The sequence below is a fragment of the Pseudoduganella sp. UC29_106 genome (assembly GCF_044055365.1).
Lineage (GTDB): Bacteria > Pseudomonadota > Gammaproteobacteria > Burkholderiales > Burkholderiaceae_D > Rugamonas.
The window spans coordinates 7,258,205-7,283,371 of the sequence record NZ_CP171977.1 but is presented as its reverse complement, the minus strand read 5'-3'; the positions used below and the strand labels follow the sequence as shown (position 1 = coordinate 7,283,371).

The 25,167-nt window shown below is 60.1% G+C and carries 26 protein-coding genes and 1 pseudogene; 4 read left to right on the top strand and 23 right to left on the bottom strand.

Annotated features, from left to right (window positions below; all coding sequences use genetic code 11):
- Positions 1-100: 100 nt before the first annotated feature.
- From yidC to rpmH, 4 genes are read right to left on the bottom strand one after another with little or no spacing between them, the layout of a single operon-like run.
- A complete protein-coding gene (yidC, locus tag ACHMW6_RS36080; protein ID WP_395404563.1) occupies positions 101-1,807 on the bottom strand; it encodes a membrane protein insertase YidC in 1,707 nt (568 codons plus the stop codon).
- A gap of 9 nt (positions 1,808-1,816) precedes the next feature.
- On the bottom strand, positions 1,817-2,071 hold the full coding sequence (gene yidD / locus ACHMW6_RS36075; protein WP_395404561.1) for a membrane protein insertion efficiency factor YidD: 255 nt from the start codon (positions 2,069-2,071) through the stop codon (positions 1,817-1,819).
- Positions 2,068-2,475 (bottom strand): ribonuclease P protein component, encoded by a 408-nt coding sequence (rnpA, locus tag ACHMW6_RS36070; protein WP_395404559.1) that lies wholly within the window; start codon positions 2,473-2,475, stop codon positions 2,068-2,070. Before rnpA ends, yidD begins: the two co-directional genes overlap by 4 nt.
- Positions 2,476-2,498: 23 nt before the next feature.
- Positions 2,499-2,633 (bottom strand): 50S ribosomal protein L34, encoded by a 135-nt coding sequence (gene rpmH, locus ACHMW6_RS36065; protein ID WP_395404557.1) that lies wholly within the window; start codon positions 2,631-2,633, stop codon positions 2,499-2,501.
- Between the two features lie 383 nt (positions 2,634-3,016).
- On the opposite strand from rpmH, the gene dnaA reads away from it, so the two are divergent.
- From dnaA to ACHMW6_RS36045, 4 genes are all read left to right on the top strand, one after another.
- On the top strand, positions 3,017-4,408 hold the full coding sequence (gene dnaA / locus ACHMW6_RS36060) for a chromosomal replication initiator protein DnaA (RefSeq protein ID WP_395404555.1): 1,392 nt from the start codon (positions 3,017-3,019) through the stop codon (positions 4,406-4,408).
- Positions 4,409-4,551: 143 nt separating this feature from the next.
- Positions 4,552-5,658 carry a DNA polymerase III subunit beta gene (gene dnaN / locus ACHMW6_RS36055; protein ID WP_395404552.1) on the top strand — a complete coding sequence of 369 codons (1,107 nt, stop codon included), beginning with the start codon at positions 4,552-4,554 and terminating at the stop codon, positions 5,656-5,658.
- Between the two features lie 140 nt (positions 5,659-5,798).
- Complete coding sequence (gene gyrB / locus ACHMW6_RS36050) at positions 5,799-8,291, top strand: DNA topoisomerase (ATP-hydrolyzing) subunit B (RefSeq protein ID WP_395404550.1); 2,493 nt, start codon at positions 5,799-5,801, stop codon at positions 8,289-8,291.
- 727 nt (positions 8,292-9,018) lie between these two features.
- Positions 9,019-10,095 carry a TonB C-terminal domain-containing protein gene (locus tag ACHMW6_RS36045; RefSeq protein ID WP_395404548.1) on the top strand — a complete coding sequence of 359 codons (1,077 nt, stop codon included), beginning with the start codon at positions 9,019-9,021 and terminating at the stop codon, positions 10,093-10,095.
- A 76-nt stretch (positions 10,096-10,171) separates the two neighbouring features.
- On the opposite strand, the gene ACHMW6_RS36040 is transcribed toward ACHMW6_RS36045, so the two are convergent.
- The 19 genes and pseudogenes from ACHMW6_RS36040 to soxX form a co-directional block, all read right to left on the bottom strand.
- A complete protein-coding gene (locus ACHMW6_RS36040) occupies positions 10,172-10,393 on the bottom strand; it encodes a hypothetical protein (protein ID WP_395404546.1) in 222 nt (73 codons plus the stop codon).
- A gap of 101 nt (positions 10,394-10,494) precedes the next feature.
- Positions 10,495-11,271, bottom strand: coding sequence for an IS21-like element helper ATPase IstB (istB, locus tag ACHMW6_RS36035; RefSeq protein ID WP_395408548.1), 777 nt, complete (start codon positions 11,269-11,271; stop codon positions 10,495-10,497).
- A gap of 2 nt (positions 11,272-11,273) precedes the next feature.
- Positions 11,274-12,887 carry an IS21 family transposase gene (gene istA, locus ACHMW6_RS36030; RefSeq protein WP_395400544.1) on the bottom strand — a complete coding sequence of 538 codons (1,614 nt, stop codon included), beginning with the start codon at positions 12,885-12,887 and terminating at the stop codon, positions 11,274-11,276.
- Between the two features lie 88 nt (positions 12,888-12,975).
- The gene (locus ACHMW6_RS36025; protein WP_395404544.1) at positions 12,976-13,962 is read right to left on the bottom strand and encodes a phospholipase effector Tle1 domain-containing protein; all 987 of its coding nucleotides are present in this window, start codon (positions 13,960-13,962) and stop codon (positions 12,976-12,978) included.
- A gap of 560 nt (positions 13,963-14,522) precedes the next feature.
- Positions 14,523-15,125 (bottom strand): DUF3304 domain-containing protein, encoded by a 603-nt coding sequence (locus ACHMW6_RS36020; RefSeq protein WP_395404542.1) that lies wholly within the window; start codon positions 15,123-15,125, stop codon positions 14,523-14,525.
- A complete protein-coding gene (locus tag ACHMW6_RS36015) occupies positions 15,122-15,481 on the bottom strand; it encodes a hypothetical protein (protein ID WP_395408807.1) in 360 nt (119 codons plus the stop codon). Before ACHMW6_RS36015 ends, ACHMW6_RS36020 begins: the two co-directional genes overlap by 4 nt.
- 90 nt (positions 15,482-15,571) lie before the next feature.
- A pseudogene (locus ACHMW6_RS36010) lies at positions 15,572-15,946 on the bottom strand (DUF4123 domain-containing protein); the annotation flags it as partial.
- Positions 15,943-18,567: a type VI secretion system Vgr family protein gene (locus ACHMW6_RS36005; RefSeq protein WP_395404540.1), complete on the bottom strand. Its 2,625-nt coding sequence runs from the start codon at positions 18,565-18,567 to the stop codon at positions 15,943-15,945. The gene ACHMW6_RS36005 and the pseudogene ACHMW6_RS36010, both read right to left, overlap by 4 nt.
- 144 nt (positions 18,568-18,711) lie before the next feature.
- Complete coding sequence (locus tag ACHMW6_RS36000; RefSeq protein ID WP_395408792.1) at positions 18,712-18,978, bottom strand: type VI secretion system baseplate subunit TssF; 267 nt, start codon at positions 18,976-18,978, stop codon at positions 18,712-18,714.
- Between the two features lie 50 nt (positions 18,979-19,028).
- Positions 19,029-20,435, bottom strand: a complete 1,407-nt coding sequence (gene tssF, locus ACHMW6_RS35995; RefSeq protein WP_395404538.1) for a type VI secretion system baseplate subunit TssF — start codon at positions 20,433-20,435, stop codon at positions 19,029-19,031.
- 22 nt (positions 20,436-20,457) lie between these two features.
- The gene (locus ACHMW6_RS35990) at positions 20,458-20,823 is read right to left on the bottom strand and encodes an addiction module antidote protein (RefSeq protein WP_395404536.1); all 366 of its coding nucleotides are present in this window, start codon (positions 20,821-20,823) and stop codon (positions 20,458-20,460) included.
- A 15-nt stretch (positions 20,824-20,838) separates the two neighbouring features.
- Complete coding sequence (locus tag ACHMW6_RS35985; RefSeq protein ID WP_395404534.1) at positions 20,839-21,129, bottom strand: DNA-binding protein; 291 nt, start codon at positions 21,127-21,129, stop codon at positions 20,839-20,841.
- Positions 21,119-21,418 carry a type II toxin-antitoxin system RelE/ParE family toxin gene (locus ACHMW6_RS35980; RefSeq protein ID WP_395404532.1) on the bottom strand — a complete coding sequence of 100 codons (300 nt, stop codon included), beginning with the start codon at positions 21,416-21,418 and terminating at the stop codon, positions 21,119-21,121. The genes ACHMW6_RS35985 and ACHMW6_RS35980 overlap by 11 nt, the downstream gene beginning before the upstream one ends.
- Positions 21,419-21,536: 118 nt before the next feature.
- Positions 21,537-22,808 carry an FCSD flavin-binding domain-containing protein gene (locus ACHMW6_RS35975; protein ID WP_395404530.1) on the bottom strand — a complete coding sequence of 424 codons (1,272 nt, stop codon included), beginning with the start codon at positions 22,806-22,808 and terminating at the stop codon, positions 21,537-21,539.
- A gap of 10 nt (positions 22,809-22,818) precedes the next feature.
- Positions 22,819-23,118 carry a c-type cytochrome gene (locus tag ACHMW6_RS35970; protein ID WP_395404528.1) on the bottom strand — a complete coding sequence of 100 codons (300 nt, stop codon included), beginning with the start codon at positions 23,116-23,118 and terminating at the stop codon, positions 22,819-22,821.
- 11 nt (positions 23,119-23,129) lie between these two features.
- A complete protein-coding gene (gene soxA, locus ACHMW6_RS35965; protein ID WP_395404526.1) occupies positions 23,130-23,939 on the bottom strand; it encodes a sulfur oxidation c-type cytochrome SoxA in 810 nt (269 codons plus the stop codon).
- Positions 23,936-24,262: a thiosulfate oxidation carrier complex protein SoxZ gene (gene soxZ / locus ACHMW6_RS35960; RefSeq protein WP_395404524.1), complete on the bottom strand. Its 327-nt coding sequence runs from the start codon at positions 24,260-24,262 to the stop codon at positions 23,936-23,938. The genes soxA and soxZ overlap by 4 nt, the downstream gene beginning before the upstream one ends.
- Positions 24,262-24,708 carry a SoxY-related AACIE arm protein gene (locus ACHMW6_RS35955; RefSeq protein ID WP_395404522.1) on the bottom strand — a complete coding sequence of 149 codons (447 nt, stop codon included), beginning with the start codon at positions 24,706-24,708 and terminating at the stop codon, positions 24,262-24,264. Before ACHMW6_RS35955 ends, soxZ begins: the two co-directional genes overlap by 1 nt.
- Positions 24,705-25,166 (bottom strand): sulfur oxidation c-type cytochrome SoxX, encoded by a 462-nt coding sequence (gene soxX, locus ACHMW6_RS35950; protein WP_395404520.1) that lies wholly within the window; start codon positions 25,164-25,166, stop codon positions 24,705-24,707. The genes ACHMW6_RS35955 and soxX overlap by 4 nt, the downstream gene beginning before the upstream one ends.
- Position 25,167: the final 1 nt, after the last annotated feature.

The window sequence follows — 25,167 nt, the reverse complement described above, 5'->3', positions numbered from 1 at the left end:
CCCTGGTGTCTGCCACATCGTGGCAGACACCTGTTTCGTGCCGTGGGTTTAAAAAAAAGCCCGTGGCTCGCACGGGCTTTTTTGGCAACAGCGCGAAAGCTTATTTCGCCGCGCCGTCCGTGAACTTCTTGGTGATGACCCACTGTTGTGCAATCGACAGCACGTTGTTCACCACCCAGTACAGCACCAGGCCGGCCGGGAAGAAGAAGAACATGACCGAGAATGCCAGCGGCATGAACAGCATCATCTTGGCCTGGGCCGGATCGGCCGGCTGCGGGTTCAGGCGGGTGGTCACGTACATCGAGATCGCGTACAGCACCGGCAGCACGAAGTAAGGGTCAGGCTTGGTCAGGTCGTGGATCCACAGGGCCCACGGTGCGCCGCGCATTTCGACCGACGCGTTCAGCACCCAGTACAAGGCGATAAACACCGGCATCTGCACCAGGATAGGCAGGCAGCCGCCGAGAGGATTGATCTTCTCGGTCTTATACAGCTGCATCATTTCCTGGTTCATCTTCTGCGGGTCGTTCTTGTGACGCTCGCGGATGGCCGTCATCTTCGGCGTGACCAGCTTCATCTTGGCCATGGAGCGGAAGCTTGCCGCGGACAGCGGGAAGAACAGCAGCTTGATCAGGATGGTAAAGGCGATGATGGTCCAGCCCCAGTTACCCAGCACGCCGTGGATCTTCTCGATCACCCACCAGATCGGGTTGGCGACGATGGCCAGCTTGCCGTAGTCCTTCACCAGTTCCAGGCCTGGGGTCACGGCTGCCATGGACTTCTCGTCCTGCGGGCCGGAGTACAGCTTGGCGGAGTTCGACACGGTGGCGCCCGGCGCCAGGGTGCCCAGCGGCTGCACCACGCCCACGGAGTACAGGTTGTCGCCTTCCTTCTTGGTGAAGATATTGCGGGTCAGCTTGTCCTGCGGGACGAAGGCGGACACGAAGAAGTGCTGCGCAATCGCCACCCAGCCGGAATCCGACTTCACGGCATGGTCAGGCGTGAACGGCTTGCCCGGGCTTTCCTTCTGGTGCGCGTCTTCCTTCTCGACCTTCTCGAACGACAGCTTCTCGTACTTCGCTTCCGGGGTGTACACGATCGGGCCGGTGAAGCTCTGGTTGAACCAGGTCGAGCCTTCCGGCTTGTTGCCGTCGTGGACCAGCTGCATGTACAGCTCCGGCGTGATCGGCGCGGTGCCGATATTGGTCACGTCATGGCGCACGTCGACGGTGTAGTCGCCGCGCTTGAAGGTGAAGGTCTTGGTCAGCTTCACGCCGCCCTGCTCCGCTTCCAGCACCAGTTGCACCTGATTGGCGTCAGCCAGCACGCGCGAACCCGGCTTGGCCACGAAGGCTGTAGCGTGGTTCGGCAGGCCAGGCGCGCCCACCAGGCCGGTCTGGCCCAGGTAGGTATTCTTGCCATCCTGCCTGAACAGGACCTGGTTCTTGTTCTCGTCGAAGCCGTCCTTATACTTCAGCAGTTCCAGGCGCTTGATCTGGCCGCCCAGGGTGTCGATATCGGCGCGCATCACATCGGTGGTGATGGTGACGATTTCCGTCTTGATCGGCGCAGCGGCGGCAGGCGCGGTTACGGCGCCCGGAGCTGCGGCGGTAGCTCCGACTTGCGCAGCGGGAGCGGGTACGGTGCCAGCGGTGGCGCCAGCCTTGGCCGGCGCAGTCGCGGCGGTCTTCGGCGGAGCCGGGCTGAACATGGACGGCCGGCCGGTCGATACCATCCAGTCGTTCCACAGAATGACCAGTGATACGGCGAAGACGATCCACAGGATGGTGCGTTTATTGATATCCATTGGGTACAGTCAGGAATGGTTGCAACCGCAAGCGGTTGAATGGGGAGAATTCTTGGGCGGCACGGGATCGATCCCGCCCGCGTTCCAGGGATGGCAGCGGCAGACGCGTCGCGCTGTGAGCCAGCTGCCCTTGGCCGCGCCATGCACGCGCAGCGCCTCGATCGCGTAATTCGAACAGGTCGGATAAAAACGGCAACGCGGCCCCAGCATCGGGCTGATGGCTACCTGGTAGAAGCGCACGAGCGCGGTCAGCAGGGCTTTCATTGCGCGGGGCGGGGCTTCTTTTGCGAGGCGAACAGGCGCACAATTTCCTGGCGCAGTTCGGCCTTCAGGCTGGCGGTCGTGGCGGGGCCGTCCTTCTTGTTGACCGGGCGCGCCAGGCGCACCACGCAGTCGATGGACGGCAGGCCCGCCACGCGGAAAGCCTCACGCGTAACGCGCTTGATCGTGTTGCGGGTGACCGCGCGGGGCGCAAACTTTTTGGCAACGACTACACCCAGCCGCGCATGGGGCAGCTGATTCTGGCGGGTGTAGAGCACGAAGTGCGCGCTTTTTTGCGTCGGGCGCAAACGAAAAACGGATGAAAATTCATCCGTTTTAACGATGCGCCGAGCGCGTGCGAAGTCGTGTTGTCCCTCGCCTGTCGAGCTGTTGTTGCAGCTTTCCACGCGATCAGCAACAAGCAACTGACTTATACAGCCAGACGCTTGCGGCCCTTGGCACGGCGTGCGTTCAGGACTTGACGGCCGCCACGGGTAGCCATACGGGAACGGAAACCGTGGGTGCGCTTGCGACGCACAACGGAAGGTTGGTAAGTACGTTTCATGTTGGTCTCGCTTAAAAATACAAAATCGGAACAGGCGTGTCCCGCTAAATATTGGTGCCAATGACATTTCGCGCACTTATGCCAACAATCCTCGGCACAAGCTGGCCAATCTCATCGCCCGCTTCATCCGCGCATCGTAAACTGAAAAATCACGGAGTACGGGCGGGGAACCCTGAATTATCAGCATTTTGGTGTGTCCTGTCAACCCGGGAACTTCAATCCGGGGTCTGGCCCCACGGGCCTGACCCCGTCCCCAGCAGATTGCACGGTTGTGCAAAAATTCCGGTTAACCTGTGGATAACTTGCCCGGTCGAGGTTAGAATAGCGCGTTACGTGTGGCGATCAGAACGCCCTCCCACACCTTTTGCAGATTAAGACGATTCATGGAAAATTTCTGGCAGACCTGCTCCGCCCAGTTGGAGCTTGAGCTGACGCCGCAACAATTCACGGCCTGGATTAAGCCGCTTGTCCCCCTCGATTACGAGAATGGCAAGCTGCGCGTTGCTGCGCCAAACCGGTTCAAGCTGGACTGGGTAAAGACCCAGTTTGCCAGCCGCATCACGGCGCTGGCCTGCCAATACTGGGAACAGCCGATCGAAGTGCAGTTCGTGCTCGACCCGCGCCTGAACGCCGCCAAGAAACCGGCTGCGCCGACCGTGATCGCCGGTCCGCTGGGCGATATGCGTCCCGAAGCGCCGGCCCAGGCCGCCGCGCCGACCGCCGCCGCCGAGTACGCCAACCCGAAAGGCCGCGAGCAGAGCCGCATCAATCCCGACCTGACCTTTGAAAGCTTCGTGACAGGTAAGGCCAACCAGCTGGCGCGTGCTGCCGCTATCCAGGTCGCGAACAATCCGGGCGTGTCCTACAACCCGCTGTTCTTCTATGGCGGCGTGGGCCTGGGTAAGACCCACTTGATCCATGCCATCGGCAACCAGGTGATGGCCGACCAGCCGGGCGCCCGCATCCGCTACATCCACGCTGAGCAGTATGTGCGCGACGTGGTGACCGCCTACCAGCGCAAGGGCTTCGACGACTTCAAGCATTACTACCACTCGCTGGACATGCTGCTGATCGACGATATTCAATTCTTCGGCGGCAAATCGCGTACCCAGGAAGAGTTCTTCTACGCCTTCGAAGCGCTGATCGCGGCCAAGAAGCAGATCATCATCACGTCCGACACGTATCCAAAAGAGATCACGGGCATGGACGACCGCCTGATCTCGCGCTTCGACTCCGGCCTGACCGTGGCGATCGAACCGCCCGAACTGGAAATGCGCGTGGCGATTCTGCTGAAGAAGGCGAAGTCCGAAGGCGTGACCCTGAGCGACGACGTGGCCTTCTTTGTTGCCAAGCACCTGCGCTCCAACGTGCGCGAACTGGAAGGCGCGCTGCGCAAGATCCTGGCCTACTCGCGCTTCCACGGCAAGGACATCACCATCGATATCGTGAAGGAAGCGCTGAAGGACCTGCTGTCCGTTCAGAACCGCCAGATTTCTGTGGAAAACATCCAGAAAACCGTGGCGGACTTCTTCAATATCAAGGTGGCGGATATGTATTCGAAGCGCCGTCCGGCGAACATCGCCCGTCCGCGCCAGATCGCCATGTATTTGGCCAAGGAGCTGACCCAGAAATCGCTGCCGGAAATCGGCGAACTGTTTGGTGGACGCGACCACACGACCGTGCTGCACGCCGTGCGCAAGATCGCCATGGACCGCACCAAGAATCCGGAGTGCAATCACGAGTTGCACGTGCTGGAACAAACCTTAAAGGGCTGATGGCTTCCTTAGAACCACCAGCCAAAATCTAGTGTCTGCCACGATGTGGCAGACACTTGGTTCAAGCCTTGGGTTGTAAAGCAATATTGCTATACTGCATGGCTAACAAGTATTAACCGTACCAACTTTTTTCGAGGATATTTATGCAACTGGTCAAAACCACCCGAGATACGCTTCTCCGGCCACTGCAGATCGTGAGCGGTATTGTCGAGCGTCGGCACACTATGCCGATTCTGGCCAATATCCTCATCCGCAAGGAAGGCGAAAGCGTCTCGTTCCTGTCCACGGACACCGAAGTACAGATCACTACGCACGCTGATATCGGTTCGGGTGCCGATGTCACCGGCACCACGGTGGCCGCACGCAAGCTGCTGGACATCCTGCGCGCCCTGCCGGAAGCCGGCGACGTCTCGATCACCCTGGTCAACAAGCGCCTGACCGTCCAGAGCGGCAAGTCGCGCTTCGCCCTGCAAACCCTGGCCGCGGAAGAATTCCCGACCGTGCAGCAGGCCGAAAGCTTCAACGCCAGCTTCGAGCTGCCGCAGAAAACGCTGAAGCACCTGTTCAACATGGTGCACTTCGCGATGGCCCAGCAGGACATCCGCTACTACCTGAACGGCCTGCTGCTGGTCCTGGACGGCAAGAACGTGATCGCCGTGGCCACCGACGGCCACCGCCTGGCCTTCTGCCAGGTCGAAACCGAACAGGCTTTCGAGCGCCAGGAAGTGATCATCCCGCGCAAGACCATCATTGAACTGCAGCGCCTGCTGGAAGAATCCGACGACGCCGTGTCGCTGGACATCGCCGCCTCGCAAGTGAAGCTGAAGTTCGCCGACATCGAACTGATCTCCAAGCTGGTCGAGGGCAAGTTCCCCGACTACACGCGCGTGATCCCTAAAGGCTACAACAACGGTTTCACCATCAGCCGCGACGAGCTGCTGCGCTCCCTGCAGCGCGCCGCCATCATGACCAGCGACAAGTTCAAGGGCGTGCGCTGCATCATCAGCCCGGGCTCGCTGAAGATCTCGTCCACCAACGCCGACCAGGAAGAGGCCGTGGAAGAGCTGGAAATCGACTACGGTGGCGACAACATCGACATCGGCTTCAACGTGACCTACCTGCTGGACGTGCTGAACAACCTGAAGTGCGACCAGATCAACGTAGCCCTCGGCGACAGCAACAGCTCCGCCCTGATCTCGATCCCCGACAACCCAGACTTCAAGTACGTAGTCATGCCAATGCGCATCTAAGAACCCGCGGCCAAAAGCAGGTGTCTGCCACGGCGTGGCAGACACCAGGTTTACGCCTTGGGTTCTACTTGGTTGTACGGCCGATCAAAAGTCCGCCCTACAAAACCGACCAGTAAACGTTTTTGATGAAAGCAGTGTCAATGTCCGAAAGCCACAACGAACAACCGAACAAGTCTGAAGAATACGGCGCCTCCTCGATTCAGATCCTGGAGGGTCTGGAAGCGGTCCGCAAGCGCCCCGGCATGTACATTGGCGACACCTCGGACGGCACCGGCCTGCACCACCTGGTGTTCGAAGTGCTGGACAACTCGATCGACGAAGCGCTGGCCGGCTACTGCTCGGAAATCCACGTCACCATCCACAGCGACAACTCCATCTCCATCACCGACAACGGCCGCGGCATCCCGGTCGGCCTGAAGATGGACGACAAGCACGAACCAAAGCGCTCTGCGGCCGAGATCGTGCTGACCGAGCTGCACGCCGGCGGCAAGTTCGACCAGAACTCCTACAAGGTATCGGGCGGCCTGCACGGCGTGGGCGTGAGCTGCGTGAACGCGCTGTCCAAGCTGCTGCGCGTGACCATCCGCCGCGACGGCAAAGTGCACCAGATGGAATTCGTGCGCGGCGTGCCGCAGAACCGCGAACTCGAAATGCGCGACGGCGTAGCCGTGTCCCCGATCAAGGTGATCGGCGAGACCGACAAGCGCGGCACCGACGTGCACTTCTGGGCTGACGAAACCATCTTCACGCACGTGGAATTCCACTACGAGATCCTGGCCAAGCGCATCCGCGAGCTGAGCTTCCTGAACAACGGCGTCAACATCAAGCTGACCGACCAGCGCACCGGCAAGGAAGAAATCTTTGCGTTCGAAGGCGGCACCCGCGGCTTCGTTGAATACATCAACAAGGCCAAGACCGTGCTGCACCCGACCGTGTTCCAGGCCACCGGCGAGCGCCAGTCCGACCAGGGCACCAACATCTCGGTCGACGTCTCCATGCAATGGAACGACGCCTTCAACGAGCAGGTGCTGTGCTTCACCAACAACATCCCGCAACGCGACGGCGGCACCCACCTCACCGGCCTGCGCGCGGCGATGACCCGCGTGATCAACAAGTACATCGACGAGAATGAATTCGCCAAGAAGGCCAAGGTCGAAATCAGCGGCGACGACATGCGCGAAGGCCTGACCTGCGTGCTGTCCGTGAAGGTGCCGGAGCCGAAGTTCTCGTCCCAGACCAAGGACAAGCTGGTGTCCTCCGAAGTGCGCGGCCCGGTGGAAGAAATCGTCGCCAAGACGCTGACCGACTTCCTGATGGAGAAGCCGAACGACGCCAAGATCATCTGCGGCAAGATCGTGGAAGCGGCGCGTGCCCGTGAAGCGGCCCGCAAGGCGCGTGACCTGACCCGCCGCAAGGGCATCATGGACGGCCTGGGCTTGTCGGCCAAGCTGGCCGACTGCCAGGAAAAGGACCCGGCCCTGTCCGAACTGTACATCGTCGAGGGTGACTCCGCAGGCGGCTCGGCCAAGCAAGGCCGCGATCGTAAGTTCCAGGCCATCCTGCCGCTGCGCGGTAAAGTGCTGAACGTGGAAAAAGCGCGCTTCGAAAAGATGCTGAGCTCCGAGCAGATCACCACCCTGATCGCCACGCTGGGCACTTCGATTGGCGCGGACGAATTCAACGTCGACAAGCTGCGCTACCACCGCATCATCATCATGACCGACGCGGACGTCGACGGCGCCCACATCCGCACCCTGCTGCTGACCCTGTTCTACCGCCAGATGCCGCAGCTGGTCGAGCGTGGCCACATCTACATCGCCCAGCCGCCGCTGTACAAGGTGAAGGCCGGCCGCGACGAGCGCTACCTGAAGGACGACCTGGAAGAAGCGGGCTACATGATGAACGTGGCGCTGAACACCGCCGTGCTCACCCCGCGCGAAGGCGCCGACCCGATCCAGGGCGAGGCCCTTGCCGCGCTGGCGGACAAGTACAACATCGCCAACGCCGTGATGACCCGCCTGACCCGCGTGATCGACCGCGCCGCGCTGACCGCCATCATGACCGGCGTAACGCTGGACCTGACCACCACCGAAGCGGCCGAGGCCTCGGCCAGGGCGCTGGCGGCCAACATCAACGACCCGGCCGTGAAAGTGGGCGTGTTCACGGACGAACTGTCCGACAAGCACACCCTGCGTATCGAACGCCTGCATCACGGTAACGTGAAAGTGTCCGGCATCGACGCCGACTTCGTGCAGGGCGCCGACTACCGCGTACTGGCCGACGCCGCCGCCACCTTCACCGGCCTGATCGGCGAAGGCGCCGTGATCCGCCGCGGCGAAGGCGAGCGCACCAAGGAAAGCGCCGTGGTCGACTTCCACCACGCCATGCAATGGCTGCGCGACGAAGCCGAACGCACCGTCTCCAAGCAGCGCTACAAGGGTCTGGGCGAGATGAACCCCGAGCAGCTGTGGGAAACCACCATGGACCCAACCGTGCGCCGCCTGCTGAAGGTGCAGATCGAAGACGCCATCGCCGCCGACCAGATCTTCACCACCCTGATGGGCGACGACGTTGAGCCACGACGCAACTTCATCGAAACCAACGCGCTCCGCGCCGGCAATATCGACGTGTAATCGGACTCATCAGAATTACCAAGGAAGCCCATGCATTGCGTGGGCTTCTTTTTTCCAGCTCACCAAAAACGAACTAGTTGGTAAGTCGGCCTGCAGTGACTGTTGCAGTCCAAACGTCCAAGAGCCCATGAAACCCCACAGGCCTTTGTTTTTCTATCAATATGCAATGCCCTTATGATACGCTGTACCGATGAGAATCGGGCTTCACATCCAGGGCGACAACAAGCGTATGAGCACAGCACTGCTGATCGCCCTGCTGCTCCACGCACTGCTCCTGAGCCTGACCTTTGGAGGCCAGACATTCGGCCTCCCCGGCCTCGCCCTGCCTTGGAAACAACGCCGCCTCGGCGCCGACGACCTGTACGTCATCCTCGAGCGAGTACGTCCCGCACCCTCCGCCCCTGCGCCCACCAGCGCGCTCCCGCCGGCTCCGGTCCCCTTGGCTGCGGAAAAATCTAACCCCGTCCTCGCCACAGTGGACAGGCCCACAATTGGCCGCACAGTGACCCCAATGGCAGTCTCCCCTTCCGCTACGCCACTGCCCAAGCCCGAACCTGCCGTAGCCGCTGCTCCAGCGCCGGCCGTTGAGCCAGTCATTACTGCGCCAAAGCCGTCAGCCCTGCCACTGCCGGCTGCTCCCGTGCCGCAAAACACTCCCGCACAAACCAGCGAAGCAGCCACGCCCAGCTCCGCCCGCGAAGCCGCGCCTGACCCAATCGAACAGCCAATGCAAGACCGCGCCGCGCTTGAACAGGCAGGCCTCGAGCAGGAAAGGCAGCGCCAGGAAAACTTGCGCCAGACAGAACTAATGGCAGCCGCCCAGCGAGAAACCGCGCGACAAGAACAGCTCCGCCTGGAAGCCGCCCGCGCCGAGCAAGCCGCCAAAATCGAAGCCGCCCGTCTGGAAGCTGAACGTCAAGAACTCGTCCGGCAGGAGGCCTTGCGCCGCGAGGCACTGCGACAAGAGCAGGAGCGCGCCGAGGCCGCGCGACTGGAGGCCGTCCGCCAGGAACAGGCAAAGCAAGCACAACTGGAAGCTCAACGACAGGAGCAAGCCAAACAGGCCGAAAAAGCCCGCCAGGAAGCCGCGCGTCTAGAGCAAGCAAAGCAGGCCCAACTGGAAGCCCAACGCCAGGAACTTGCCCGTCAGGAAGCGCTTCGCCAGGAACAGGCCAGGCAAGCCGAAAAAGCGCGTCAGGACGCCGCCCGCCAAGAACTGGAACGCACCGAAGCCGCGCGGCAGGAAGCAGTCAAGCAAGAGGCAGCCCGCCAGGAAGCCGCAAGACAAGAGGCTGCCCGACTAGAGCAAGCGAAAAAAGACCAAGCCCTGCGCGACAAAGCAAAGCAGGAAGCCGAACGCGAAGAGCGCCTGAAAGCAATCGGCCGGCAACTCGACCAGGAAGCCGCCCAGCGCGACGCCGCGTCACGCTCCCCTCTGCCCACAGTAAGCCCCCTCCGCCGCGGCTGGCTCTTCGGCCGCGCCGATACGAACGCCGATCTCGTTCTCTACGCGGAAGCCATGAGCCGAAAGATCGAGAAAAACATGACCTTCGACATGGTCCGCGACTTGGCCAAACAGCGTCACGTCAGCCCGGTTGTGACCATTGCAGTCCGCGCCGACGGCACGGTGGAAAAGATCACTTTCACGGTATCCAGCGGCGTACCCGCTATCGATGACGCAGTGAGAAAAATCGTGACCAGCCAAGGTCCCTATGGCGTATTCCCGCCATCTCTCGCACGTCAGTACGACGTGATTGAAATCCGCCGTACATGGATATTCGATGTGTCCATTCGCCTAGAGTGACAACGAACTCACTTTGCTGTTGGATCACCCGTTCCGTAGCCCTACCTCTTTATGCCCAGTATTTACGTCTGATGACCTAAGCAACCTGATTTGTTCCACTATTACTGTCACCTGCAAAAGTAGCGTTATCATCCCCCTGAAATCCTTTCCGATAACGCCAAAATCCTGTTGGTTCTTCAATCGTCCCCGAGAACCCTGCAATTGAATCATGCACGTAAAGATCAAAGAACTTAGCAAAATCAGCCGAAAAAGGAGTCTGCGATGCATCTTCAAGAACGGCTCTCGCTTCATAGTCCAAGTGCCCCGTTGGCCAGGTTAAATTCCTCCACCTTTGGCCAGGTCAAATTCCCCCAGGCAGGACAGTCCGGATTGTAGTTCATGTTCCTGCCGCCGGCCTTGTCAGTCCTGCTTGACGTCGGCAGACGTCAAGCGCGTAAGCCGCGACGCTGCCTCCTTCAGTCGGTAGCTTTTTCCCTCGAACTCCAGGATCTGCGCCCTGTGCATGAGCCGATCCAAGATGGTGGTCGCCATCGTGTTGTCGCCAAGGTACTTGCCCCAGTCCTGCACGACCCGGTTGGAGGTCACCACGATGCTGCGCTTGAGTTTGTAACGCTGGTGCACTAGCGTCTGCAGCAGCTCACCGGCCTTGTCGCCGATACGGCGCGCCAGGAACAGATCGTCGAGGACCAGAAGATCGGCGTCGATCAAGGTACGTAGCTGCTGCCGTTGTTCGGCATCGCCACCCAGCGCATAGGCCGCGAACGCGCCGTCGGCCTCCAGGTAGCGCACGTTGTGCCCCTGCAGCGTGGCCTGGTAGGCCACCGCCTTGGCGATGTGGCTCTTGCCGGTCCCTGGCCTGCCGATGATCAGGGCGTTCTGCCCCTCGGCGACGAACTTGAGGGTGTGCAGCTCGAAGCAGGCGGCCCGTGGCAGCTTGGGGTTGAAACGCCAGTCGAAGTCGGCCAGCGACATCCGTTCATCCAGTCCGCTTTGCTGGAAGCGCCGTTCCATCAGGCGCGAACGGCGCCGGTCCAGTTCATCCTGCAGGATCAGCGAGAAGGTGTCGAGGAAGGGCTCCTGGTTGGCTTGGGCCTGCAAGATGCGGGTGTCGAGAGTGGCGCGGATGCCCGACAGACGCAGCTCGCGCAGGGCGCGCTCGATTTCGTTCATGCTCATGCTCATGGTGCCTCCGTGGTCGGTGTAATGGCGGCGCTGGCGTTCGCCGCGCGCGTGAACAGGTCGGCGTAGTCCTCGCCTTCGCGGATCAGTGGATGGTGCTGCTGCAGGTCCAGTTCGGCCTGGAGCGGCGCGTCGATCTTGGCCAGCGCCTGCGCCAGCAAGCGTTCGGTCAGGACCTTGATCGACTTGTAGTTGCGCACGTTCTCCTGCAAAGCCTGGGCGCAAGCCTGGTCGATCAGACGGCGCGGAAAGCGCTTGGCCAGACCCACCACGCCGCGCAGCTTGCGCTGGCCCACTCGCCCTTCATGCTCGAACCATTGCTGGCACAGGGCCAGCGCGGCGTCGCCGATGTCGCCGGCCTGGGCCAGGATGCGGCGCGTTTCGCGTGAGGGGTTGAAGGGCCGCTCATCGTCGGGCAGCAGCACGCTGCCGGGGCGCTGGGCGCGCGGATGCGTGCGCAATAGGGCCAGCGTGAAGCGGTCGCGGATCTCGACGTGGCGCTCGAACAGGCGCACTAGCACCCGGCTGCCGATCTTCGCCGGGCGCGCCGCGTAGCTGCTATGGTCGATGCGGATGCAGGTGTCGTCGGCGACGGTGCGCTCGCACTCGGTGTAATAGCCGAAGCCCTGCTGCGGCAACGCGCCGAGGTGGGCGCGTTCCTCCTGAAACATGGCCTCGACCTGGCGCTTTGCGCTGCCGTGGATGCGCGGCGCCGCCCACTTGATTTCCCATTGTTCGAGGAAGGCGTTCTGCTCCTCGATGGTCTCGAAGCGGCGTCCCTTGAGCGCGGTGCTCTGGGTGTGCTGGATCGCGTTTTCGACCGTACCCTTGCGGTTTGGGTCACGCACCCTGGCCGGGTCGGCGACGACGCCGTAGTGGGCCAGCACGTCCCTGTAGACGGGGTTCAGCTCCGGTTCGTACAGGTCGGGCTTGATGACGCCTTCCTTGAGGTTGTCGAGCACGACGTAGGCCGTGGTGCCGCCGAAGTACCGGAAGGCCTGCTCGTGCAGTTGGGCCCACGTTTCCTTCGATGATTTCCAGACCACACGCCGGAAGCAGCGCCGCGAGTAACGCAGGGTCATGACGAACAGGCGTGGCCGCCGGTATCGGTCGCTGCCGGCGATGCGCGTCAGCGCGCCCTCGCCGTAGTCGACCTGGGCTTCCTCGCCGGGCGCGAACTCAAGGCGGTCGAACTGCTCCGGATCGCGCTGCACCAGACGGCCGGCGAAGCGCTTGACGCTGTTGTAGCGGCCCGTGAAGCCGAATTGGTCGACCAGGTCCTGATAGATCGCCGTGTAGTTGCGGCGAAGGCGCAGCTGGGCCTCGATGAAGGCACGGTGTGGTTCGCACAGGGACTGCGGGCCGGTATCTGGAGCCGGTGGCCGGGGTGGGGGAATTTCAAGCGGGGCGCCGGTGGCCGGGGTGGAGGAATTTGCTGTCGCTGATCCGGCGGCCAGGGTGGGGGAATTTGGTTCCGGCCCGGTCGTGCCCAGCGCCAGGCGGCGGATGGTTTTTCGGTCCACCCCGGTCAGCCGCGCTATCTCGCGCTGGCTGGTGCCGGTTGCCAGCAGCGTGGCGACTGTGGTGCGTTTGTTTGGTTTCAAGACGTTCACCCTCCATGCTCCCCTTCGATGGTCGAAGGGGTAAGGTTACGTCCTGCCAGCGGGATTGCTCTCCGGGGACCGCCAGCCTACAGCAGCGCTACTCGGTCAGGAGGTGGGGGATTTTGACCCGGCCAGGGGTGGGGGATTTTGCCCGGCCAACGGGGTCCAAGTGGGAAATACCTGCGTAAAAAGGAGCATTTTTTGGATTATTTACCCCGGAATTTCCCACCAAAACCTCACGCTGCTGCCGTCGAGACATATTCAAATTAGCATGCTCTAAAAGAAGCTTCGCGTCACGTATCAACTTGTTGTTTTGCTCCAGCATCAACTTTTGTGCTTCGGGAGCCGCATTCTTGTACTGGCTAAGCTGCGTGTAACTGTTGCGTACATGCCACCGCCAAGAAAGGTAGTCGTTGCCCCAACTAAGCAGCCTTTTTGGAGAGGAGCCTATACTTTTCAAGATGCCATCAAAGTCAGTTGCAAGCTGCGAAGCTACTTGGAAAGGATCACGTCCATTTCGTCTATCAATTGCTAGTTTTTTGTTCAATGGAGTACCGCACGCTCGGGCGCACTCCAACATATGGTTCAGAGGGAGTTGTGATAGCTTCAGCGAGTCAGCATATTCTGCCGTGGTACTGGTAGATACGCCCAGCTCCCCGGGTGCATATCCTCCGCCCAAATCACTATGACATCCCGGATATGCCACCTCAACCGTTCCGGTTGGAAGCGCTCCCGCAACGTCTACTTTATCGAGCGGGAAATTCTTTCGGAACTCGTGCATTGCCACCATATGCACACAATTTCTGACAAGAGGACAAATGCGCAACGACGTGGCCGCCGCCCAGCCATCATGTCCTTTTGTTTCATTGCGTCTGCCAGCGACTATCGATGAAACAATGCCTGCCGAGGCAACCGTATCGTAAATTCCAAGGAACCTTATATTGAGCGGCACCCCCGCCAACTCGCCATTTTCTAAAGCTTCGTTCAGCCAAGAACAGAAGACCCTGGCTTCGGCTGCTCCTCTGGAAAATCCAAACACATCTACAACGCACTGCTTCAAATTGGGACCGACGAGGGACGACATTTCATTCTTCAGGCGACTAGAGACCTTGCGCAGGAATCGCTTCCTCGCCGAGCCATCTTCCGTTTCCAAAAGGCCGGCAGCTTGCTCATGAGAGCTCAGAATTAATTTTTCGCGTAACGATAGATCATCTTTCCGGCTGCAAAGCAGTATTCTCTGTATTCGGCCAAATAAGGCCGAGTCAGATATTGCGTGTCGATGAATTTCCTCGAGAACCGTCAGAAGAGCGTAAAGTACTCGCGAACTCGCACCCTTGGCCAAAAGCTGAACCGAGCAAGGCCTCGCTTTGCTCTCCAATCTCATCAAAACGAGTGCCTACGCCGGGAACATAGATCCGAGCAATACCGTCTTTCGGCTGTGCGGATAACAATCATACAGCCTGGAGACATTGCTATCCGAAAACTTTGGCATACCACTTTGGCGATTGTTGCCTGTACCATCGAAAAACAGGCCGATCTGCAAATTGGTTTCACATCTCGCCGGGTCCAACGGAAAGATTTCAACTGAGTGAATTGAAAGTCGAGGCGGCCGATTAGTCGCGGGCTGGACATAACCTAGTGGAATCATCTCCAATCTCCATATTTTTTTCTATTTTCCTTATATTCCCGTTCGCGCAACGCATGCTCTTCTTTTGTGAAGAGTTCAGTCACCAGCGTTCCTTGAGTGGCGTTAAAAGTAGCAAGTGGATCACCGGGCTTTACAGGGCTTTCCTCGTGGCTCGGCCCATATTGGCTCGGCACTATTCTTACTCTTCCCCCTTCAAAGACGTGAACATAGACGCGGCCCAACTCACCATATCTTTCCACTGGCACCCTTGCCCGATATATCGCCAATTGCCTAGGCTTCTCGCCATCGGACCGACCGAGATCTTCATTCGAAACTTCACTCCAATCCCAAACCGACCAGCGTACGTCTACGAAGAGTGACGCCCGCCATTTTCGTGGAAGGAGTATGCAGCATATGACTCCACCGCCCTCACTTGAGACATCTATTTGGGTTGTGTTCAAATAAAAGTCATATACCCTTTGTCCTTTGGGCAAATATTGGTAACCTTCTATGTCAATTGGACATTTCTCTGCAGAGAAAAGCTGACTGGCGAAGGCATAAATGAGGCCGCAAGTCAGCAAGATTGCAGCACCGATAGTTAGTCCTCGCCAGCGCGTCACGGCGTCCCTCGCTCTTCCATGTGAAGGTTGACCAAACGTTGAATATTTTCGCGAACAAGCGAAATGTCGGTGTGCAAAATAGCCTTATCGATATCCGGAGCCTTGAGGATCTTGCCTTGTGTATCGAAAGCTGCTTTGGCAAAAAAAACTAGCGTCGCCAAATCGCTGTGCCCGGCGCTGTGCCAGAGGTTACACACGTCACAAACCAAACGGAACTCGGTCTCTTCATCAAGAGTCCATTGATGAGTTAGTCGAAATACCCTCAAATTTTCCAAAACTTGGTCAGGGATCTGGGCGGACCGGAGCTTGAAGACTTGATCATCGCTGAGACGAAGTGGGAGTTTTGAGGGACCCACGCCACTATCACTCGACATCTGCCCTAACCGCCCGTCTCGTCCATGCACAAGCCAACGCGAGATTGGCGCACTCGAAGTTGCCCATTGGGAAGGCGATAGCACCATTCGAATGGACGACAAGACCGCGCAATCCGCGAACCTGAGAGTCATCTCTGTACCGTCTTCACAAACGAAATACATACACCTTTGAAGATGATCGGTTAGTTCAGATAATGTTAATTGCGATTCAAGTATGGACGCGTGGAGCTGAGGCCGCCGTGAGTTCAGATACATCATCACAAGGCCTATTTCATTGGAGCTATATGCTCGAGAAAGGTCGATTAACAATGGAGTAACCGCTTGTGCGCTGAGCTCGTACAGGTGAGCGGCCCATGGAGCTCTTCGTTCTCGCCTCATCCAAGCCTTGCGAAAGCTACTATCAATCATCGCGGTGTCCAACAAGAGGTAGGTGTAGACAGGTGTCATTTTTTGCATGGCGCGAATGGACTATGGGCTCGTGCCGCGATGAGCAGGCATGGGACGCAAACCTTGTGGAGTTTCTTATCACCTGGGAATTCAACATGCTTGCTCTGCCCAGCATGCATTTCGTGAACCGCGGCGTGCATCTGGTGCTTTCCTGATGTGTAACCCTTTATTCCCTCGGGACTTAACTCAATCTCAGTGCCGCCGCCGTTTATTCGTACCCCTTTCTTTGCCTTTAAAGTGATCCAATCCGAATTACTGATAATGTCCACTACCTTTTGTGCAAGGAGCTCAAGTTGCCCACCCTGCGCTTGAACAGACACTTTGCCACTCGCGGCAGCGGCCTTAATCGAGCCCTCATTCGCATAAATACAAATATCACGAACAGTGCGTATCGCGGCACTTTCGCCGGCCACGGCAGTAATTGACGAGCCCGAAATAAGGTCAATGTCCTTAGCGGCTCCCATCGAGAGACCCTCATGTGTCGCGGCAATGAGACCTCCTTCGGCGGAGATAGCGACTAGTTGTGATGCGGCTTCATGCATAACTCTCAAATTAGCTGCAGCCGTTTCAAACTGGTCGCCACATCGCTTGTCGTCTGCTCTTTCAGCTGCTCTTTCGCTAAGCTCCTTTCCAAGCTTTAGAATTCCTTCTAAAAGCTCGGTCATTCGACTTCTTTCGAGTTGGTGAGAGTCAGCCGAGGCAAGCGCTGCCGTACTGATTAACACGCCGAACTGCCCTCTCACGGCAACATTATTCTCACTGTATAGCTCAGCACCCTCACCACGTTCTTGACCTTGTCCATTCACCTTCGGACCAGTTAGAAACCCTAGGTTAAGTTGTGAATGCCCGTGGTCACTGGACAGTTGCGCCCTTAATTGCTGGGGGGCGTCATCAAAGCACAGTTGGTTTCCACGTGCGCCGGCAATTTCGCGACTTCGAATTCCCGAGAGATATCGGTTACCTGGCAGAGCATCGGCAACGCTGAATACCGGAGGCGGGGCCTCATGGTTATATAGCTGTCCGACAATCACTGGCCTATCGGGATTCCCATCGATAAACGCCACTAACACCTCGCTACCAATTCGTGGGAGCCCGAGGAAGCCGCACTGGTTCTGGGCACCGGGACCATTTCCGGCCCAGCTCGTAGCAACACGTAGCCAAGCCGAATCCCGATCAGTATTTGATGCACCCGCACCTTCCGCGTGAGCATGGTCTTGCTCGCGAGTACCCGAAAAGCGGACCTTAACTCGACCTAGGTAGTCGCAATAAACTTCTTCGCCCTCGGGTCCAACCACCATCGCACTCTGAAGCGGTGCGTTCGGTAGCTCTGTGCTCGGGTCCCACGCTGGCACAATTCCGATGCCCCGTCGCACGGCCGTAAGCTGGATCTTTGTGCGGATTAAACCTTTTGTTGCACGTTCCATCACATCAGTTTGGGACGTCATCCAGCGACTGCCGGCGAACAGCCGTTCGACGCGTTCGGCTAGTCCCTTCGGAAGGTTGCTCAACGCAGCGACCTGAAGCGAGGTCACGACAAAGTCGCGCTCAGCTTCAGCGTGCATGTCTATTTCCGGATGTCCGAGCAGCGTGAAGTACTCGCCCGCACACAAATCACGCACGCTGCCTTCTCCATGAAAGCATTTTGACTCGTAGTCGTGCCGACTCATGGCTAGTTGTCCCAGCTGGCACAGGTCTTCGTGGTCCTCGCCGACATGCGGCGCTTGGACCAGGTAATCGTCTAGGCTGGCGGACATCTCGTTGCCGCTCGGTCCCTGGTCCACGCCGCTGGCCGCGGTGGTGGTCATGAAGTCGCGCCCCTGCGGGTTCATGTAGTCCCAGCTATGCTGCGTAACGCGGCCCGGTTGCAGGGTACGGACAGCACACCAGGCAGTAATGCTGTCGCGTTCCTCGGTGGCGTTGTCACGGTGATAGCGCACGACGCCGGCGGCGTTGGCTTGGATGCTCTCGGCGTTGTTGAACATGATCAGCTTATGCGCAGGCGATGACTCATCATCGGCGCGAAAATACCAGGCGATGCCGCGGCGCTTCAGCAGGCGACGGATAAACGCGGCGTCGGACTCGTTGTACTGCATCGTGAATTCGCGCTTGGGATACTCGTGCTGGTCAAACAGCTCGTCAGTCTCGTAGTCGAAGCACGTGCCGAGAACGGAATTGGACTGGCGCCACTCGTCCAGAATCAGCTTTACGATCTCCACCTCGTTCTTATTGCGGAAGACGCGCGTGTTGGCGCGCTTTTCGAGGATCGCCAGCGCATCGCGCAACACGAGCTGGTAGCTGGCCAAACCGCCGTCGCTATCGCCGGCCGCTGCCTCGGTCACGATGCCGCACACGCTACGCAAACTACCTCGGTCGGTGACGAAGTCGATGGCCACCGGGAGCGCGATCAGTTCTTTTAAGGGCAGATATGCGTCCAACGCGACACAAAGGATTCGGTACTCGAGGCCCCCGCAGATAGATTCAGTTCCGTACACGCGCTGCGGTAGCAGTACGTCTTCGAGAATTTGGGTTGGATGAGAAAGACGCAGGCGGAGCGGACGATGTTCAGTAATTAGATCACGCTGTTGCAGGAGAAAGGTAAGCAGGGCATTTTCCAGTTGCATGGCGGGCTCTCTTATTCTTCGCGCGTGAGAACACATGGTTGCATGGATAGGCTCGGTGTTAATTGACCTTGCACAAATAGACTGGTTTCCGTGGCCCCTTTGCGCGACCTTAATGCACCGGATCAGGAGGCCAAGCCCTGCGAATCAGATCAAGGCACACTCACCGATCGCAGGCGCGCTCCGAAGCAGAAGTTGCTCAGCGCTGGTCGACTTAATGATCAACTGCGCATATCGGTTGTAGTGGATATGCTGTCGAAAATAGCGGCTCAGAATCTGGTTGAATGTGTAGATGCTTTGCTCTGTGAATGTCTCTTCGTCCACGGTCAGATGGAACTCGCTGCCGCGCAGGTAGCGGGTGTTGATCCAGGCGCTGGCGGGCTGGCAGCTTAGTGCGCGCAGTCCCTGGAGCAGGTGCTGGGCGGACGTGCTGGTGGGCGGCGCGTGGAGGCGGAGGAAGTCGATCAGGTCGGCAATGTGGGCGCGCGGGTGAGGCTGGCGATCAGTGGCCAGTGGGCGTTGTGGGCGGCGACGTGTTGCGTGGCGGTGGGCTTCTCGAGGAGGTAGATGGGCAGGCCGGCGGTGTTGATTTCTGTCGCCAGGTCGCCGCCTTTGGCGCCGCAGGTGAGGGATTTCGGCAAGTTGCGGTTGCTGCAGGTGAGGTGCACGGCCAGTGTGCCGGAGCCAAGGCGGGCAGGTGTGCAGCTCCGTTCGACAAGCGATAGCGCATGTTCGTAGCCGCTGCCCGAGCTGGTAGCGGACCAGTGGATGTTGCCCGGCGAGGGCATGTCGAAGGGCGCGAATTCAGGTGCCCTGCCATCGCCGGATGCGCGGCGCAGCAAGGAGACCTTATCGATGCTATAGATCTCGCAGGCGACTTCGGGCAACTGGTCGGGCGTGAGCGTGTATTCGGTGGCGGACGGGTCCAGCTTGATGGGCGACGCGCGGTGGGGGAAGAGGTTGATGATGGGCGTGCAGCCGAGGCGTAGATTGTCCCGCGAGAGCGCGCGTGGATGCGGGTAGTCCGGGAGGATCAGGTGCAGGGTCAGGCGGTGGCTGCGCGGGGCGAGGCTGGTGATCGCGTCCAGGTCGATGTCGATGAAGTTGAATTTCTCGGGGAAGCAGAAGTATTCGGTCAACAGGCGGTAGCACGACGCGGCTGACGTTTCGGGCAGCAGCGCTTCGGCTTCGCTCATCCCGGCCTGACAGAAGGGGGACGTGGGCAAGAGCGTCCACTGCTCATCCAACTGCACGCAGACGCACAATGTGCGCAGGAGGATCATGTCCATGATCGCGGCGGCTTGCGCTGGGGCGCCGCTGATGTGGACGCGCAGCGGTTCGTCGCTTTGCAGCAGCTTGCTGGATGACGTGCTTTCGATGGTCACGCGCAGCGAGGCGGCGGCGTTCGGCGGCAGGCGCAGGACTGCGGGAACGTCGATGGGGGCGATGCGCGCGTCGCTGATGGTGATGGGTGCGATGTGGATGTCGTAGGCCGTGCGGAATTTGCAGGGCGTGCTGCCGGGGGACTTGAGCATCGTGCCGCGTGGGATGCGCGTTGTGTTGCTGATGGTGTTTGGCCTGGCGTTGCCGAAGTCGATTTGAGCGATGGCACAGGAGGGAATTGAGCGCAGGGACTGGTGTTCGGTTAGCAGCGAGGAGGTGAGGTCGGCGTGCTGGTCGTCGATGTGGCTTGCGGTGCGGGCGTTGAGCAGGGCTACTGACTGGATCAGGCGTTCGACTTCGGGGTCGGCGCTGGTTTCGCCTGAGAGCTCGAGGCGCGCGGCTAGTTGCGGGTGTCGGTCGGCAAAGGTGTGGCTGGCCTGGCGAAGCTTGCTCAGTTCTTGTTCATAGTAGGGCAGCAGCTTGTCCATACGTCCTCCTGGTGGCGTCGGCTCAAGGACGCAGTTGCTTTACGGTGAGCTGCATGCCCAGCGACTTCAAAATCAGCGCGATCGTGGCGAGGCTGGGATCGCCCTCGCCGGACAGGGCGTTGTTCAGGCTTGCGCGTGCGATGCCGGTTTCGCGCGAGATTTCGGCGAGGCCTTTTGAACGGGCTATTTCGGCCAGGGCGAGCGTGATGAGCGATGAGTCGGTGCCGGCTTCGTCGAAGCAGGCCCGCAGGTAGAGGTAGATATCTTCTTTCGATTCCAGGTACTCTGCACCATCCCAATCTTCGGACATATCGCCTCCCTTTCTGGCCTTGGTCACGTGAGCGAGCAGCCGCGCGCGGGCGAGGCGGTCGTTTATCTGCGTGGGCATGTGGCTCCCATGTTCTCAAATTGGCTTGGCCGCTATCGGAAAGCCGAGCTGTGCAAGCATTGTCGCTACGGCCTGGATATCGGGACTGATCTGGTGACGAAGGAAAGCATCCAGGGATTGGCGGGCCGATGGGATTTCGCTGGTGATTTCGGCTAAGCCCCTTGATCGCGCAATGTCGTTCAGCGCGACGGTGAGGGCCGCTGCATCGAGTCCGACTTCTTCAAGACAGGCCAGCAGATAGCGATAAATATCATCCCTGGTTTCGAGGTACCGTGCCGTGTCCCACTCACTGATTTCAAGATCCATGGCGTTTCCTGAGGTCGTACGCCAGCCTGCTGGCCAACAGCAGGTGCCGCTTCTGGCTCGTCTTATCCACGCCCCCTAAGAGCAATATGAGCTTGGTCCCCACTCGGGTGAAGTAGATTCGATATCCCTGGCCGCGCAATTCGAACACGCTGGCGCCGGCCGCTTGCCAGACGTCTTCGTTGCCCGCCCTTGCCTGCGCAATCCGGCTGAAGACGCGCTCCTTTACGTAGCGGTCCTTCAAGCGTGAGATCCAATTGTCGAACTGAGTGGTGCAAAGGGCTTGCAGCATGAGGCTTCCTCCGAAGGCGGAAATACTTCCGCCCCCTCATGCTGACATCGTCGAAGGTTCAGTTATTGCGATCGATCAAAGCAACGGCTGGGGCCGTGTAACATTTCGTGCCTGGCACCTAAGACAGCATGTCGGACCAGATGTTGGCGGCCCAGCCGGTGGCGTAGGCGCCTTCGAGTTCGTTGGGGCCGGATGAGAGGCCGCCGCTGCCGGGGACGACGAGCAGCGTTTTCTTTTCTTCGTTCCAGGAGTGCACGCTCGCTACGTGGATGACTTCCTTGTCGTTGATGAAGCTGTAGCAGGTGTTGTTGATGATGGGGGCTTGATCGGGCGTGCGTCCGCTCAGGAGGTCAACTACGGCGGCGGCGCAGACTTTCGCGTGCTGGTTGGCCATGTGGCCGGACTTGGGCATCAGCGGCGAGGTCTGGATGGCGTCGCCGATCACGTGGATGTTTTTCGCTTGCGTGGATTCGAAGGTCTGGAAGCTGACTTCACACCAGCGCTTGTTCATATTGGCCAAGCCCGTTTCGGCGGCGATGGCGCCGGCGCGTTGGGGGGGGATCACGTTCAGGACGTCGGCCTTTACTTTGTCGCCCAGTTCGGAGATGGCGGTATTGGCGGCGACGTCGATGTCGACCGTGCGGAAGCTGGGGCGGTATTCAATGATGTTGGGGTAGCGCTCTTTCCATACTTTTTTGAATAGGGCCGGTTTGCTGACCACGTCCTCATTGGCGTCGAGCAGCAGCACTTTGGACTTCGGTTTGTGCTTGCTGAAGTAGTGGGCGATCTGGCAGGCGCGCTCGTAAGGGCCGGGCGGACAGCGGTAGGGCTGCGGCGGGATGGTCATTACGTAGACGCCGCCGTCGGGCATGGCTTCGAGTTGCGCGCGCAGGGCGACGGTTTGCGGGCCGGCTTTCCAGGCGTGGAGGATCTTGTCCTGCGCGCCTTCGGCCTTCATTCCGGGCAGTTGGTCCCACAGGAATTCGACGCCGGGGCTGACGATGAGGCGATCGTAGCTGAGCGTGACGCCACTTAGCAGCGTGACGACGCGCTTTTCGGCGTCGATGCGCGAGGCGCCGTCGTTCAGTAGCTTGATGCCGTGGTTGCGCACGAGGCCATCGTAGCCGCGCGTGAGGTCGGCGATCTTTTTGCTGCCGCCGAGGACGAGGTTTGAGAGCGGGCAGGAGACGAAGCTGGCATTGGGTTCGACGATGGTGACGTCGATGCTGCCTTCGCTCCACATGCGCACGTATTTGGCGGCGGTGGCGCCGCCGTAGCCGCCGCCGATCACGACGACCTGGGGCTTGGCTTTGGTGGCGATGCTGGCGCAGCCGGTGGTGGCAACGAGCGCGCTGGCGCCGGCGGCTTGCAGGAATTGGCGACGGTCCATGGCGGGCTCCTTATTTCTTCTGGTTGGAGAAGTAGGCGGCGAGGGTTTCGAGCTGCTCGTCGGTGTAGCCTTTGGCGATCTGGGTCATGATCGTGCTTTGGGTGGCGCCGGTTTTGAAGTTTTTGAGTTTCGTCAGGAGGGCGTCTTTGGGCTGGCCGGCGAGGGGCGGCAAGGAGGTTCCTTGCGTGGCGCCGTTGGTGCCGTGACAGCCCGCGCAGGTGGATGCGAGCCGGGCGCCGGGTTTGATGGCGTCGGCGGCGCTGGCGGTTGTGGCGCAGAGCGCGAGCAGGATGGTGGCGGTTCGCTTCATCGTTGGCTCCTTTATGGACGGACTCCGGGGGTTTCCAGTGGCATGCCTTTGGCTCGCAGCGCGAGGTATGCCTCGACGTCGATCAGGTCTTGTGCTCCGTACGGCGGGACTTCGGCGCGCACGCCGTTCATGCAGTTGCGCAGACGCCTTTGCAGGCTGCCGATAGATTGCCATTCGAGCCGGTAGATGGGATAGGCGTTGGCGTGGCCTTGCGGGATGGGCGCTCCGGCGAGACGTTTGCCGGCGTTGTCGTCGTGGCATTGGGCGCAGGAGAGGTTGATCTGGCCCATGCGCGTGGTGAAGAGTTTTTGGCCGCGCGATGCGGAGGCGGCGGTGTTGGCGTCGGTTGGTGGATTCATTGGCATGCCGCGGGATTGCCTGGCGATGAAGACTTCCAGCGCCAGCAGGTCTTCGGATTCGGCTTTGAAGGGGGGCGCTTTCAGGGCGCCTTTTCGACATTGGTTGATTTGATCGCTTAGCGTGATGACGTGGCCGGCGGCTTTGCTGAATCGGGGGAATCGGGCGGCGACGCCTTTCATGCTGGCTTGGGCATCGCCGTGGCAGGAGGCACAGGATTTGTTGGATTCGCCGGCGGTGGTTCGCCAGAGTTGCTCGCCGGTTGCGACCCAGAGCATGGCGGGGTTTTGGGTGTCGTCGCGCTGCATGGCCTGGGTACTGGGGCTCATGTAGTCGGCGCCGGAGCGGCGGCCATTTAAAACCAACGGCGTAAAGCTGGTGTCAGCCACATCGTGGCTGACACCTGGGTTTGCCGTCGGTGTGGCGGCAAGGACAGCGGCGCACAGGAGGATGGACGGATTCATGGCGCGACTGTCAACTGGACGGTTTCGGTTTGGGCGAAGCCGTTGTCGCCGGTCCAGGTGAATTCAAGGGTGCCGGCTTCGGTGGCGCGGGTGAAGAAGGCGATGTAAGGGTTGGCGGACATCGCCGGATGCAGCTCGGCGGCGAACACTTGCACGCCGTTGTATTTGCAGACGAAGCTGCGGATGATGTCGCGCGGGAGCACGCCGCCTGTGTTGCCGGCCCTGAAGCCGGTTTCCATCGGGTGCGCAATGAGGGCGCGGATTTCGATCACTTCGCCGGGCCGGGCGCTGGCGGGCATGTGGATCAGGGCGCGGGCGGGCATTACATGGCCTCCCCTTCGATGCAGGCGGCCAGGGTGACGATGACGTCGACCGTTTGCTGCCAGTAGCTGCCGTCGTTCATGCGCGCGATGGCGGTGAGCTTTTGCGAGGTGGCTAGGCGGATGCGGGTGGAGACCTCGGCCTTGCCGGCGCGCGGGCCGAGCGTGAATCTGGCGACTTCGGGCAGCGGGTTCTTTTCGTTGAAGATGGCGATGTCCGTTACGTGATCTTGCTCGGTCATGGGGCTGTCCACGCGGATCGTGATCGGAACCGCGTTGCCGTTGTCGATCAGTTTTGCGATGTCGAAAGTGAGCTTGCCGTCTTTGGGGAGCTTGTTGCCGGTGAAGGCGTTGACCGCTGCGGACATGCTTTCCGGCGTGGCGGCTGCCGGTTTGACCAGCGCCAGCAGGGGGATTGCGGCTAGCAGGTGGCGTCTTGTGATGGTCATTTGCTTCGTAGTGTCTGCAGGTAGGCGACGACGTCTTCGATTTGCTGTGCTGTCAGTATAGGCTTGCCCTTGTGGGATGGGGCTACGCGCGTGAGGCCGTCCGTGCGGAAATAGGAAGGCATGATGGTATGCGGGTTCAGCTGACTGGAGTCGGCGATGCGCTGGCGCAGCTGGGCGGCGGTGTAGCGGTCGCCGATGCCGGCCAGGTCGGGTGCGAGGTTTCCCTGGAATTGTTCTTCGGGGATCGGGGCGGTGTGGCAGAGCAGGCAGAGGCCGAGCTGGCGGTTGGCGACGATGGCACGGCCGCGCGTTGCGTCACCGGCGGTGGCGCCGGGGACGGGGTTGTCCTGTGCCTGGGTGTTGGTGAAGAGCAGGTAGGCCAGCAGAAACCAAAGGCGTGAACCAGGTGTCTGCCACGATGTGGCAGACACCTGGTTCACGCCTCGGGTTGAGGGCATG

Coding starts and splice junctions, on each gene's coding strand:
- yidC (WP_395404563.1), bottom strand. CDS start 1,807: ATGGATATCAATAAACGCACCATCCTGTGGATCGTCTTCGCCGTATCA.
- yidD (WP_395404561.1), bottom strand. CDS start 2,071: ATGAAAGCCCTGCTGACCGCGCTCGTGCGCTTCTACCAGGTAGCCATC.
- rpmH (WP_395404557.1), bottom strand. CDS start 2,633: ATGAAACGTACTTACCAACCTTCCGTTGTGCGTCGCAAGCGCACCCAC.
- dnaA (WP_395404555.1), top strand. CDS start 3,017: ATGGAAAATTTCTGGCAGACCTGCTCCGCCCAGTTGGAGCTTGAGCTG.
- dnaN (WP_395404552.1), top strand. CDS start 4,552: ATGCAACTGGTCAAAACCACCCGAGATACGCTTCTCCGGCCACTGCAG.
- gyrB (WP_395404550.1), top strand. CDS start 5,799: ATGTCCGAAAGCCACAACGAACAACCGAACAAGTCTGAAGAATACGGC.
- ACHMW6_RS36045 (WP_395404548.1), top strand. CDS start 9,019: ATGCAAGACCGCGCCGCGCTTGAACAGGCAGGCCTCGAGCAGGAAAGG.
- istB (WP_395408548.1), bottom strand. CDS start 11,271: ATGAGCATGAACGAAATCGAGCGCGCCCTGCGCGAGCTGCGTCTGTCG.
- ACHMW6_RS36025 (WP_395404544.1), bottom strand. CDS start 13,962: ATGTCGTCCCTCGTCGGTCCCAATTTGAAGCAGTGCGTTGTAGATGTG.
- ACHMW6_RS36005 (WP_395404540.1), bottom strand. CDS start 18,567: ATGCAACTGGAAAATGCCCTGCTTACCTTTCTCCTGCAACAGCGTGAT.
- tssF (WP_395404538.1), bottom strand. CDS start 20,435: ATGGACAAGCTGCTGCCCTACTATGAACAAGAACTGAGCAAGCTTCGC.
- ACHMW6_RS35990 (WP_395404536.1), bottom strand. CDS start 20,823: ATGCCCACGCAGATAAACGACCGCCTCGCCCGCGCGCGGCTGCTCGCT.
- ACHMW6_RS35985 (WP_395404534.1), bottom strand. CDS start 21,129: ATGGATCTTGAAATCAGTGAGTGGGACACGGCACGGTACCTCGAAACC.
- ACHMW6_RS35980 (WP_395404532.1), bottom strand. CDS start 21,418: ATGCTGCAAGCCCTTTGCACCACTCAGTTCGACAATTGGATCTCACGC.
- ACHMW6_RS35975 (WP_395404530.1), bottom strand. CDS start 22,808: ATGGACCGTCGCCAATTCCTGCAAGCCGCCGGCGCCAGCGCGCTCGTT.
- ACHMW6_RS35970 (WP_395404528.1), bottom strand. CDS start 23,118: ATGAAGCGAACCGCCACCATCCTGCTCGCGCTCTGCGCCACAACCGCC.
- soxA (WP_395404526.1), bottom strand. CDS start 23,939: ATGAATCCGTCCATCCTCCTGTGCGCCGCTGTCCTTGCCGCCACACCG.
- soxZ (WP_395404524.1), bottom strand. CDS start 24,262: ATGCCCGCCCGCGCCCTGATCCACATGCCCGCCAGCGCCCGGCCCGGC.
- ACHMW6_RS35955 (WP_395404522.1), bottom strand. CDS start 24,708: ATGACCATCACAAGACGCCACCTGCTAGCCGCAATCCCCCTGCTGGCG.
- soxX (WP_395404520.1), bottom strand. CDS start 25,166: ATGCCCTCAACCCGAGGCGTGAACCAGGTGTCTGCCACATCGTGGCAG.